Annotated in this window: 10 protein-coding genes and 5 tRNA genes; 10 read left to right on the forward strand and 5 right to left on the reverse strand. The window is 64.5% G+C overall.

Annotation, left to right across the window (positions count from 1 at the left end; translation table 11 throughout):
* Positions 1–378 (forward strand): hypothetical protein (locus RT460_RS10995; protein WP_313319000.1); only part of this gene is annotated, 378 nt, incomplete at its 5' end.
* A 60-nt stretch (positions 379–438) separates the two neighbouring features.
* Here the strand turns inward: RT460_RS10995 and ppk1 are convergent.
* The 4 genes from ppk1 to RT460_RS11015 form a co-directional block, all read right to left on the reverse strand.
* Positions 439–2523 (reverse strand): polyphosphate kinase 1, encoded by a 2085-nt coding sequence (ppk1, locus tag RT460_RS11000; RefSeq protein WP_313319001.1) that lies wholly within the window; start codon positions 2521–2523, stop codon positions 439–441.
* Positions 2520–3860, reverse strand: coding sequence for a phosphate regulon sensor histidine kinase PhoR (gene phoR, locus RT460_RS11005; protein WP_313319002.1), 1341 nt, complete (start codon positions 3858–3860; stop codon positions 2520–2522). Before phoR ends, ppk1 begins: the two co-directional genes overlap by 4 nt.
* A 79-nt stretch (positions 3861–3939) precedes the next feature.
* Complete coding sequence (gene phoB, locus RT460_RS11010; protein WP_313319003.1) at positions 3940–4629, reverse strand: phosphate regulon transcriptional regulator PhoB; 690 nt, start codon at positions 4627–4629, stop codon at positions 3940–3942.
* 113 nt (positions 4630–4742) lie between these two features.
* Complete coding sequence (locus tag RT460_RS11015) at positions 4743–6401, reverse strand: M48 family metalloprotease (protein ID WP_313319004.1); 1659 nt, start codon at positions 6399–6401, stop codon at positions 4743–4745.
* Positions 6402–6554: 153 nt separating this feature from the next.
* On the opposite strand from RT460_RS11015, the gene grxC reads away from it, so the two are divergent.
* The 3 genes from grxC to RT460_RS11030 all read left to right on the forward strand — a co-directional run bounded on the left by grxC (position 6555) and on the right by RT460_RS11030 (position 8370).
* Positions 6555–6845, forward strand: coding sequence for a glutaredoxin 3 (gene grxC, locus RT460_RS11020; protein WP_313319005.1), 291 nt, complete (start codon positions 6555–6557; stop codon positions 6843–6845).
* A complete protein-coding gene (locus tag RT460_RS11025; RefSeq protein WP_313319006.1) occupies positions 6842–7234 on the forward strand; it encodes a carboxymuconolactone decarboxylase family protein in 393 nt (130 codons plus the stop codon). Before grxC ends, RT460_RS11025 begins: the two co-directional genes overlap by 4 nt.
* Before the next feature lie 131 nt (positions 7235–7365).
* Positions 7366–8370: an isocitrate dehydrogenase gene (locus tag RT460_RS11030; RefSeq protein ID WP_313319007.1), complete on the forward strand. Its 1005-nt coding sequence runs from the start codon at positions 7366–7368 to the stop codon at positions 8368–8370.
* A 284-nt stretch (positions 8371–8654) separates the two neighbouring features.
* Here the strand turns inward: RT460_RS11030 and RT460_RS11035 are convergent, their stop codons facing one another.
* Positions 8655–9416, reverse strand: a complete 762-nt coding sequence (locus RT460_RS11035) for a Bax inhibitor-1/YccA family protein (RefSeq protein WP_313319008.1) — start codon at positions 9414–9416, stop codon at positions 8655–8657.
* Between the two features lie 140 nt (positions 9417–9556).
* On the opposite strand from RT460_RS11035, the gene RT460_RS11040 reads away from it, so the two are divergent.
* The 6 genes from RT460_RS11040 (at position 9557) to RT460_RS11065 (ending at position 11406) form a co-directional block, all read left to right on the forward strand.
* Positions 9557–9633 (forward strand) — tRNA-Pro (locus tag RT460_RS11040).
* 44 nt (positions 9634–9677) lie between these two features.
* Positions 9678–9754: transfer RNA gene (locus RT460_RS11045), tRNA-Arg, on the forward strand.
* A gap of 38 nt (positions 9755–9792) precedes the next feature.
* Positions 9793–9869: transfer RNA gene (locus RT460_RS11050), tRNA-His, on the forward strand.
* Between the two features lie 77 nt (positions 9870–9946).
* A tRNA-Lys gene (locus tag RT460_RS11055) sits at positions 9947–10022 on the forward strand.
* A 403-nt stretch (positions 10023–10425) separates the two neighbouring features.
* Positions 10426–10501 (forward strand) — tRNA-Lys (locus tag RT460_RS11060).
* Between the two features lie 374 nt (positions 10502–10875).
* The gene (locus tag RT460_RS11065) at positions 10876–11406 is read left to right on the forward strand and encodes a hypothetical protein (protein WP_313319009.1); all 531 of its coding nucleotides are present in this window, start codon (positions 10876–10878) and stop codon (positions 11404–11406) included.
* Positions 11407–11626 lie beyond the last annotated feature (220 nt).

The raw sequence follows: 11626 nt of genomic DNA on the forward strand, positions 1-11626 counted from the left end.
TTCAGAGCAAGCAACGTAGGGGCCAGTGAAAGCCGGCTGCTCGCCGTTACCGCCATTGGTTCCTCGTTCCTGCCCTCTGGTTTCTGCTTCAGAGCAAGCAACGTAGGGGCCAGTGAAAGCCGGCTGCTCGCCGTTACCGCCATTGGTTCCTCGTTCCTGCCCTCTGGTTTCTGCTTCAGAGCAAGCAACGTAGGGGCCAGTGAAAGCAGGCAGATCGCCGTTGCCCCCACTGGTTCCTCGTTCCTATCCTCTGGTTTCTGCTTCAAAGCAAGCAACGTAGGGGCCAGTGAAAGCCGGCAGCCTCGCCGTTGCCCCCACTGGTTCCTCGTTCCTGTCCTCTGGTTTCTGCTTCAAAGCCAGCAACGTAGGGGCCAGTGAAAGCCGGCAGCCTCGCCGTTGCCCCCACTGGCTCCGCGTTCCTATCCCCTGGTTCCTGCCTCAAAGCCCTTCCAGCAGTGCCTGCTGCGCTGAATGCGGCGGGTGCCCCGGGGCCGGTTCGCACTTGCTGTAGCGGCCGTCCTCCTGCAGTTCCCAGGCGTTGAGGTTGTCGTCCAGATAGTTCTGCAGGACTTCGCGGTAGATGCGCCGAGCGAGATCGCTGTCCAGGATAGGGAAGCAGGTTTCCACGCGCCGCAGCAGATTGCGTTCCAGCCAGTCGGCGCTGGCGCAGTACAGCTCCGGTGCCCCGTTGTTGCCGAACCAGTAGACGCGGCTGTGTTCGAGGAAGCGGCCGACGATCGAGCGTACGCGGATGTTGTCCGACACGCCCTCCACGCCGGGGCGCAGGGTGCAGGCACCGCGTACGATCAGATCGATCTGCACGCCGGCCTGCGCGGCGGCATAAAGGGCGCGGATCACCTGCGCTTCGTTGAGCGCGTTCATCTTGGCGATGATGCGGCCGGGCTTGCCGTCCAATGCCAGCTTGGTCTCGCGCTCGATGCGCTTGATCAGGCCGGTATGCAGGGTGAAGGGCGATTGCAGCAGGCACTTGAGCTTCATCTTCGGCGCCAGCCCGGACAACTGCTGGAACAGCAGGTGCACGTCATTGCCGATGTCGGGATCGGCCGTGATCAGGCTCAAGTCGGTGTACGCACGGGCGGTGCCGCTGTGGTAATTGCCGGTGCCCAAGTGGACATAACGGCGCAGCTTGCGGCCTTCCCGGCGCACGATCAGCAACATCTTGGCGTGGGTCTTGTAGCCGACCACGCCGTACACCACCTGCACGCCTGCGTCCTGCAGGCGATCGGCCAGGCCAAGGTTGGCCTCTTCGTCGAAGCGCGCGCGCAGTTCGACCACCACGGTCACGTCCTTGCCGTTGCGCGCGGCCAGGATCAGCGCCTCGACAATGCCCGAGTCCTTGCCAGTGCGATAAAGCGTCTGCTTGATCGCCAGCACATTGGGGTCGATGGCCGCTTCGCGGATCAGGTCCAGCACGGTGCTGAAGGAATCAAACGGATGGTGCAGCAGGATGTCGCCACGGGCGGCGGTTTCGAAGATGCCTTCGGGCGACTTGAACACGCGCGGGGTCATCGGCGGGTACTTCAGCTCCGGCCGTGACAGCAGGTCATAGACCTGGATCACGCGGTTGAGGTTGACCGGGCCATCGATGCGGTAGGCCGCGTTTTCCGACAGGCCGAAGTTCTGCAGCAGGGTCTGCATGATCGGTTTCGGGCAGTCGTGTGCGATCTCCAGCCGCACCGCCGGCCGGTAGCCGCGGTCGACCAGCTCGTCACGCAGCGCCAGGGCCAGGTTCTCGACTTCTTCCTCGTCCACCACCAGCTCGGAGTTGCGGGTGACGCGGAACTGGTAGGCGCCCTGCACATCCATGCCCGGGAACAGCTCGTCGACGAAGGCCGACAGTACTGCCGACAGCAGTACGAAGTTCTGTGGGCCGCCCAATGACTCGGGTAGTTGGATGATGCGCGGCAACGAACGCGGTGCGCGCACCAGCGCAAGGTGACCGGCGCGGCCGAAGGCGTCTGTGCCCTTCAACACGACCACGATGTTCAAGGACTTGTTGAGGATCTTCGGGAACGGGTGCGACGGATCCAGGCCCAACGGCGACAGCACCGGCATGATCTCGTTGCGGAAGTACGCACGCAGCCAGCGGCGCTGGCGTTGGGTCCAACTCTTGTGCGAGAGGATGCCTACCCCGGCGTCGGCCAGGGCGGGGCGCAGCACGTCGTTCCAGCAGCGGTACTGTTGGTCCACCAGCTCGGCGGCGCGATCATGGATGGCCGTGAGGATGGCTTGCGGGCTCATCCCGTCCGGTGCCGGCGGCAGGCCGAACTCCTGTGCGTGGCGCACGGCGGCAGCGCGGATTTCGAAAAACTCGTCCAGGTTGGTGCAGGAGATGCACAGGAAGCGCAGCCGCTCCAGCAGCGGTACCTGTTCGTCCATCGCCTGTGCCAGCACGCGGAAGTTGAAATCCAGCTGTGACAGTTCCCGGTTGATGTACAGCGACGGATCCCGCAGGGGATCGGCGGTGGTCACCGGAAGGGGGGAGGGCGGTGGAGGAGTCATGCCGAAAAGTCTTCCATGGACAGAGGCGAAGGGGAGGCGTTGCGCGGACGGACGTGCTCGGCGTCGAAGTGACAGGCAAAGGTGCTGCCCTGGCCGACCTCGCTGCGGATTTCCAGGCGGGCCTGGTGCAGGCCAAGAATGTGCTTGACGATCGACAGCCCCAGGCCGGTGCCACCGCTTTCGCGCGAGCGGCTGCTCGAGACGCGGTAGAAACGCTCGGTCAGGCGCGGCAGGTGATTGGCCGGGATACCGTAGCCAGTGTCGGTCACCGCCAGTACCGCGCCGTTGCCTTCGCGGCGGAATACCAGGCTGATGCGGCCGCCCGCCGGGGTGTAGCGCACCGCGTTGGTCAGCAGATTGGAGAAGGCGCTGTGCAGTTCCTTGTTGGAACCCGCCAGATCGACACCGGCCTGGTCCTCGACGCTGATGGTGTGGCGTCCCTGGCTATGTGCCTCGGCTTCGCGGCGCAGCGAGGCCAGCATCGAGGTCATGGCCACGGTTTCCAGTTCGGTGTGTTGTTGCGACTCCAGCCGCGACAGCGTCAGCAGGTCTTCGACCAGCTGCGCCATGCGCTGCGATTGCTTGCGCATTTCCGCAAGCATCGGACCGGTGTCCGGGAAGTCTTCCGGGTCCATCATGTCCAGATAGCCATGCACCACGGTCAGCGGGGTGCGCAGCTCATGCGAGACATTGGCGACGAAATCGCGGCGCACCTGCTCCAGGTGCAGCAGCTTGGTGACATCGCGTGCGACCAGCAGCCAGTGGTGGTCCGAATAGGGGATCAGCCGCAGGTGCAGGCGGATGCCCGGATCGACCGGTGAGTTCGCATCCAGGATGGGTTCGGCGTTGCGGCCGCCGGCCAGCCAGTGGGCCAGCGGCAGGGGTTGCAGGCGTTCGACCAGCGCCGCGCCCATGTCGACCGGGTGCTGCAGGCCCAGCAGGCTGGTGGCCGCCTCGTTGAACCACTGCACACGCTGGGTGTTGCGATCCACCACCACGACGGCATCGGGAAGGGCGGCGGCAGCGGCGCGGTAGCTGCGCAGCATTTCGATGAGGCGACGCTTGCGGGCGCGCATTTCCTGCTGGTTGCGGTAGAGCAGGCGGTCCAGCTCATTCCAGACGCCGACACCGCTGGCGGTTTCCCAGCGCTGTCGTGCGGTCAACCGCAGCAACACCTGCCGCAGGCGCCAGTAATGCCAGCCCAGGATGCCGAGCGCTGCGATGGCCACGCTCAACGCCGGATGCCCGATCACTACCCCGATGCCCCACGCCAGCAACAGCAACACCGCCACGGCGGCCAGCGTCTTCAACCAGGCAGAGCGGAATTTACGGGGCATTGCGTTCTCGGGTGTTGCGGGTGGGTCCGTCGACGTGAACGCCGGTTATAGCATCAAGTGTTGCGACGCGGCGGTCCGGTCAGATCGCCGCGGAGAAGCGGTAGCCGGCACCGCGCACGGTCTGCACCATGTTTTCAGCGCCAAACGGCTCCAGGGTTTTGCGCAGGCGGCGGATATGCACGTCGATGGTGCGTTCCTCCACGTACACGCTGCCGCCCCACACATGGTCCAGCAACTGCGAGCGTGTGTAGACGCGCTCCGGGTGGGTCATGAAGAAGTGCAGCAGGCGGTATTCGGTGGGACCGATCGGCACCGGGACATCGCCGGCGAACACGCGGTGCGCGGCGCCGTCGATGCGGATGTTGCCGACGCCGACGCTGCCATCTTCGTCATCATCGCGGGTGCGGCGCATGACCGCGCGGATGCGTGCCAGCAGTTCACGGGCCGAGAACGGCTTGACCACGTAGTCGTCGACGCCGGCCTCCAGGCCACCGACGCGGTCGTTTTCCTCGCCACGCGCGGTCAGCATGATGATGGGGACCTCGCGGGTCAGCGCCTCCTTGCGCCAGCGCCGGGCCAGTTCCAGGCCACTGGTACCCGGCAGCATCCAATCCAGCAGGATCATGTCCGGGACACGGTCGGCAATGGCGGTCTGCGCTTCGAGCGCGTCACCGGCATGCACCGGTTCGTACTCGCCCTTGCGCAGGGCGAAGGCGACCATGTCACGGATCGCGGGTTCGTCGTCGACAATCAGGATGCGTTTCTGCACGTCGTCCTACCGTAATGCCCATCAAGCGGGGGATGCGCCCAGTAGACTACGGTTTGATGACGGGTTTGTGACATCGGACGGCGCCATAAGGTGGCCGTCCGTGCAGGATGGGGTCAGTTGCGTGACATTTCCGGGTCATGCTCGCCCAGCCGGCGCATCTCCAGCACAGTCGGCATGATCGACTCGATGCGGGCGTCGACCCGCGCGCGGGTCACATAATCCAGGTCAGGGCGCTTGAGCAGGGCCTGGAACTGGATGAGCGCCTGCTCGGGGCGGCCGTTCAGGTAGGCTGCTTCGGCATAGGCTTCGCTGGCACGGCTGCTGTCGCCAGCCAGTTCGCTGGCGCGGGCAAAGGTGGCCTGGAACACCGGATCGTCGGCCGAACGGGCCAACAGTGGCCGCAGCATTGCCTGCGCGCGCTGTCCGGCCTCGGTGCCGCCCTGTTCGTTCAGCACCGTGGCATAGGTCAGCGCCACCGGGCGGTTCTGCGGCAATCGCTTGAGCAGTGCGTCAAAGCGCTGGTTGGCCTGGGCATGCTGGCCGTTGCGCGATTCCGCCTCGCCCAGTGCCAGCTCCACCCACAGATTGTCGGGGTGTTCGCTTTCCAGCTGTTTGAGGTCCTGCAGGGCCTGGCCGGCGGCTGCGCCGCCGTCGCGCAGGCGGGCGATGGCCACGCCATAGCGTTGGGCGTCGGTCAGCCCGTCCTTCTGGCTGCGCTTGAGGCTTTCGTATTCGCGCACCAGCTCGGACGGGGTGGGGGCGCTGAGCACACGCAGACGCTCGCGCGCCCAATCGAACAGGCCACTGGCGCCGCGCGGCATGGCGGCCCCCCCGGCCGGCAGTGACAGCTGCAGGCCGGCCGGCAGCAGCGGGTTGCCGCTGCCGAGTGGGTCGCGGGTGACGTCGGGTTCGGACGGGTTGACCCGCTCTTGGCGGACCCCGGTGGGGGTCTGCGTGGTCAGCAGCACCGTGTCCTTCTTCATCTGCTCGGCGCGAGCCTTGGCCTCGCTGATGCGGGTGATGTTGACCGGGTGGGTGCGCAGGAAGTCGGGGGTGGAGTAGCCGCCCTCATTGCCGCGCATCGCTGCGGACATGCGCTCGAAGAAACCGGCCATCGCGTCCACGTCATAGCCGCTGCGGGCCAGGGTACGGATGCCCAGCCGGTCCGCTTCGGATTCGTTGGAGCGGGTGAAGTTGATCTGGCGTTGCTGCATCAGCCCCATGCCCGAGGTGATGGCAGCCATGGTGGCGTCGCCGGAGGAGTTGCTGCCGGCCTGCTGCGCGGCGATCACCGCCGCCAGCATGCCCAGCAGAATCGGGATCTGGTCGCGCTGCGCACGCTCCACCCCGCGCAGTACATGCTGCTGGGTGACGTGGGCGATTTCATGCGACAGCACCGCGGCCACCTCGTCTTCGCGCTCGGCGGTGAGGACCAGGCCGGCATTCATGCCGATATAACCGCCCAGCGTCGCGAAGGCGTTGATCTGGCGGTCCTTCATCATGAAGAAGGTGTACTTCTGCTGCGGCAGGGCACTGTTGGAGCCCAGCCGCGTCCCCATGGTGTTGAGCCAGTCATTGACCAGCGGATCGTCCAGTAGATAGCCGTAGTTGCGCAGCTCGCGCAGCATCATGCCGCCGTACTCGGCCTGGCGTGCAGGGGTCAGCAGTTCACCGGCCGAGGAGCCGATGTCCGGCAGCTTGGTATCGTCGGCGTGCGACAGGGGCGCGGCCAGGGCCAGGGTGACAGCGGTGGCAAGCAGCAGGGTACGCAAGCGGGAAACTCCGGAGAGAACAGGGCGGAGGATGACCGGTAAGCAGGATGCCGGTGTGAAGCACAGGTTAACCTGCTGTGTTCCAACGGTGGCGTGGAAATCCCGGCGTGTCGGTACCATATGTAGACAACATTTCCCGTCAGGAGTTTCGTCATGACAACCGAATCCAACACCAGCGGCACACCGGAGATCACCATCTACTCCACCGCTGTCTGCCCCTATTGCGTGGCGGCCAAGAACTTCCTGAAGAGCAAGGGCCAGTCCTGGACCGAGGTCCGCATCGACCTGGACCCGGCCGAGCGCGAAAAGATGATGGCGATGACCAAGCGCACCAGCGTGCCGCAGATTTTTGTCGGTGACGTCCATGTCGGCGGTTACGACGACATGATGGCGCTGCACCGCGCCGGCAAGCTGGAGCCGTTGCTGGCCGGGCAGGGCGCATGAGCCAGCCCACCGACAAGGACCGTCTGGCTGAGTTCACCGAATTCCGCCAGCGCATGAACCAGCGCATCCTCGCCGAGCCCAACCAGGTTGTACGGCGCTTCTTCGCACTCGATACCCAGACCTACCAGGCCGGCGCCCTCGATGTGAAGACCAAGGAGCTGCTGGGCCTAGTGGCCTCGATGGTGCTGCGCTGTGATGACTGCATCAGCTACCACGTGGCCCAGTGCAAGGACGCCGGGGTCACCCGCGAGGAGTTCTTCGAGACCTTCTCGGTCGGCCTGGTGGTGGGCGGTTCGATCGTGATCCCGCACCTGCGGCGGGCGGTGGACTTCCTGGACCAGTTGGAGAGCGGGGCGGCCGAAGTGCCGGCCGGACACGACCACAGCTGAACCCCAGACCTTGGTCCAGTTGGGGGAACAGTGCCCGATCAGGCATAATTGACAGTTGAAACTGTTTCAAACGCGCCGGTATCCGGGCAGCCGGATGGCGCTTTCCCTCCTCCTGTTCGGAATATCAAGAAATGACGCAGACAATCACCGTCATCCGCGGCGATGGCATTGGCCCGGAAATCATGGACGCCACCCTGTTCGTATTGGACAAGCTGGGTGCTGGCCTGAACTACGAATACGCCGACGCCGGCCTGGTTGCCCTGGAAAAGCACGGTGAGCTGATCCCGGCTTCCACCCTGGAGTCCATCACCAAGCACAAGGTCGCCCTGAAGAGCCCGCTGACCACTCCGGTCGGTGGCGGTTTCAGCTCGATCAACGTTGCCCTGCGTCGCCAGTTCGACCTGTACGCCAACGTGCGCCCGGCCATCTCGTTCCCGAACACCAAGTCGCGCTACGAGAACATCAACATGATCACGGTGCGTGAGAACACCGAAGGCGCCTACCTGGCTGAAGGCCAGGAAGTGTCGGCCGACGGCGAGACCGCGTTCTCCGGCACCCGCATCACCCGCAAGGGCTCCGAGCGCATCGTGCGTTACGCCTTCGAGCTGGCCAAGAGCACCGGCCGCAAGAAGGTCACCGCCGTGCACAAGGCCAACATCATCAAGTCGACCTCGGGCCTGTTCCTGAACGTCGCCCGCGAAGTCGCCGCCGAATACCCGGAAATCGAATTCCAGGAAATGATCGTCGACAACGCCTGCATGCAGCTGGTGATGCGTCCGGAGCAGTTCGACATCCTGGTCACCACCAACCTGTTCGGCGACATCATCTCCGACCTGTGTGCGGGTCTGGTCGGCGGCTTGGGCCTGGCCCCGGGCGCCAACATCGGCAAGGACGCGGCGATCTTTGAAGCCGTGCACGGCACTGCACCGGACATTGCCGGTCAGGGCAAGGCCAACCCGGTTGCGCTGATGCTGGCTGCTGCACAGATGCTGGACCACGTCGGCCAGCCGGAAAATGCCGAGCGCCTGCGCAAGGCCATCGTTGCCACGATGGAAGCCAAGGATTCGCTGACCGGCGACCTCGGTGGCACCGGCACCACCATGGGCTTCGCCCAGGCCATCGCCAGCCGCATCTGATTGCAGTTGCGGTAGTTGGCGGTACGAAAAATGGAGCGCGAAAGCGCTCCGTTTTTTTGTATGTGTAGTGCCGAGCCATGCTCGGCAGGGGCTTTATCGGCAATGCTTGTAGAGGTAGTGCCGAGCCATGCTCGGCAGGGGCTTTATCGACAATGCTTGTAGAGGTAGTACCGAGCCAAGCTCGGCAGGTGTCTTGTCGGTAATGCCACAGCCGAGCATGGCTCGGCACTACAAAACAAAGGGCGCCCAATGGGCGCCCTTTGCACACAACCAACAGCAAAACCTCAGTTGCGCGACTGCAGTTTCGACAGCAAGCGCAGGAACTCGATGTACAGCCACACCAGGGTGACCATCAGGCCGAACGCGCCGTACCACTCCATGTACTTCGGTGCGCCAGCGTCCACGCCGCTTTCGATGAAGTCGAAATCCAGCACCAGGTTCAAGGCGGCAATCACCACCACGAACAGGCTGAAGCCGATGCCGATCAGGCCGGACTCGTGGATGAAGGGGATGTTGATGTTGAAGAAGCCCAGCACGATCGTCGCCAGGTAGACCAGCGCGATGCCACCGGTGGCCGCGACCACGCCCAGCTTGAAGTTCTCGGTGGCCTTGATCAGGCCGCTGCGGTAGGCGAACAGCAGGGCGAACAAGGTGCCGAAGGTCAGGATCACGGCCTGGAACACGATGCCGTTGAAGCGCGCTTCGTAGATGGCCGAGATCGAGCCCAGGAACAGGCCTTCGGCCAGCGCATACAGCGGTGCGCTGACCGGTGCCCAGGTCTTCTTGAAGATGGTCACCAGCGACAGGATGAAGCCGACGATCATGCCGCCCCACAGGTACAGCTTTGCCGCCGGCAGCAATTCGCCGCTGTCGCTGATCGTGCCGTTCCACGCAAAAGCGGCGGTGAGCACGGCCAGCAACAACAGGATGCCGGTCTTGTTGACGGTGCCGTTGATGGTCATCGCCTCGGCGCCACGTGACACCACGGTGCCATTGCCAAGGTCGAGGAAAGTGGATTCGGAAAGGGCAGGGTTACCGCTGCGCATGCAAGTCTCCGTTGCGGATGTAAGGGGCGGGTACTGCGGCAAGCATACCCGTATCAATTGAAGTGAAATTTACCGTTGACAGACCGGGCTGCAGTTACGACAATAGCCGACCTTTCCGGGGCACCGGAGAGATTCACCGCCGGGGTATAGCGCAGTCTGGTAGCGCGCCTGCTTTGGGAGCAGGATGTCGGGGGTTCGAATCCCTCTACCCCGACCATCCAACGCACCAAGCGCGCGTTGGAATGCGACAATCCGGTCAGAGCGCCCGTAGCTCAACTGGATAGAGCACCGGCCTTCTAAGCCGGCGGTTACAGGTTCGATTCCTGTCGGGCGCGCCATTCGGCGCATGCGATAGGTGTGTTTCAGGTTTTCAGTGGTGGCTGTAGCTCAGTTGGTTAGAGTACCGGATTGTGATTCCGGTGGTCGGGGGTTCGAATCCCCTCAGCCACCCCACTGTTTCAAGGGCCCGATGTTGAATTGGGCTTGCGGAAAAAGCAGGAAGCGGATATTATCTGCACCCTGATTTTTCAGGGCTGTTAGCTCAGTTGGTAGAGCAGTTGACTCTTAATCAATAGGTCCAAGGTTCGAATCCTTGACAGCCCACCAAGACAGAAGCCGCCTGGTTCGCCAGGCGGCTTTTTTCTTGCCCGGGATTCCGTGTACTGCCTGGAGAGGAGCCCCCTTGAGTCAAGGGGGCGCGGCGAAGCCGCGGGGATGTGGGGATGGATGAGAGGGGCCCACGGATTGCGCAGCAATGCGTGGGGCTGCAGCGCGAATGCGCGGCAGCGACCCCACCAAGACAGAAGCCGCCTGGTTCGCCAGGCGGCTTCTGTCTTGCCCGGGATTCCGTGGAGGAGCCCCTTGAGTCAAGGGGGCGCGGCGAAGCCTGGGGTGTCGGCGCAGAGGCGGCGGGCAGGGCGTGGCGCGATGTAGTCGCTGTTGGCGTCCGTTCAAACAAAACACTTGCAGGGCTGGCTGGAAATCCTGCATAATTCGCCTCCCGATTTTCGGGCTGTTAGCTCAGTTGGTAGAGCAGTTGACTCTTAATCAATAGGTCCAAGGTTCGAATCCTTGACAGCCCACCAAGATAAAAAGCCGCCTGGTCCGCCAGGCGGCTTTTTTCTTGCCCGGGATTCCGTGTGCTGCCTGGAGAGGAGCCCCCTTGAGTCAAGGGGACGCGGCGAAGCCGCGGGGATCTGGGGATGGATGAGAGCGGCCCGCGTAGTGCGCAGCGATGCGTGGGGCTGCAGCGCGAATGCGCGGCAGTTCGCGCCAAGGGCCGCTGTTCGCGCCCGAAAAGGCGCGGCGATGGTCTCCGGGTCTGACTGTCGCCTGAAACCGGGCCATTGGCGCCATAGCCATCCTCAATCCTGCCCACGCCATCTCTGTTTGCTGGCCCGCGGTTCTGCCAAATGCACATTCCTGCGCCACGTTGGCGCCACCCTGGAGTTGCATCGTGATGGGCAAATCAACCGTGCTGGGCTGTGCCGTCCTCCTCATCGCCGGCATCGCCGCCGCCCCCGTCGTGGTTGCCGACACGCCGTCGCTTGGCGGCAACGAGGCCAGGCACGCCCGCGACGCCCCGTTGCCGGCTCGCCGGCAGGTCGTGACGAGCCAGGTCCAGTGGGAGCAGTGGCTGCGCTCGCCGGAGCACGCGGCCTCGCCGTTCGCGCGGCTGGACGCGCAGCGGCAGGCGGCGTTCTCGCACTCGCTGGTGTTCCGCGACGGCATGCTGGTCAGCTACGACCATGACATCCTGCTGCCGTTCTTTGCCGCCGCCGATGCGTATCAGGTGCTGGGCGTCTTCGGCCTGGAGCACGAACTGGCGTTCCTGCCCGGTGTGCGGCTGGAATCGGTGGCCGACCGGGATGCCCTGCACGCGGCCAGCTCCCGGCTGGCGGCGCGGCACAATCCCTTTGCGGTGACCGAAATCCGCGACGCGGTGGCCGCCGGCGATTGGCAGCCGGCGCAGCGCTGGTCGCAGGACTGAACGGCCGCGCACGGCAGGGCAGGGGAGCGGCGGCGGCCGCCACGGGCTGGGGGCGCCCGCGCCCGTGGTCGCGCCCGGCGCACGCCCCGGCGTTGGCCACGCCTTTCGCTTTGTTGCTCCTCCTGCAACAATGAGCGCCTGCGCAGCCTGGCCTGCGCAAACCTCGCGAAAGTGGCGGAATTGGTAGACGCCCTGGATTTAGGTTCCAGTGCCGCAAGGC

Origin of the sequence: Stenotrophomonas sp. (assembly GCF_032061965.1) — a bacterium.
Lineage (GTDB): Bacteria > Pseudomonadota > Gammaproteobacteria > Xanthomonadales > Xanthomonadaceae > Stenotrophomonas.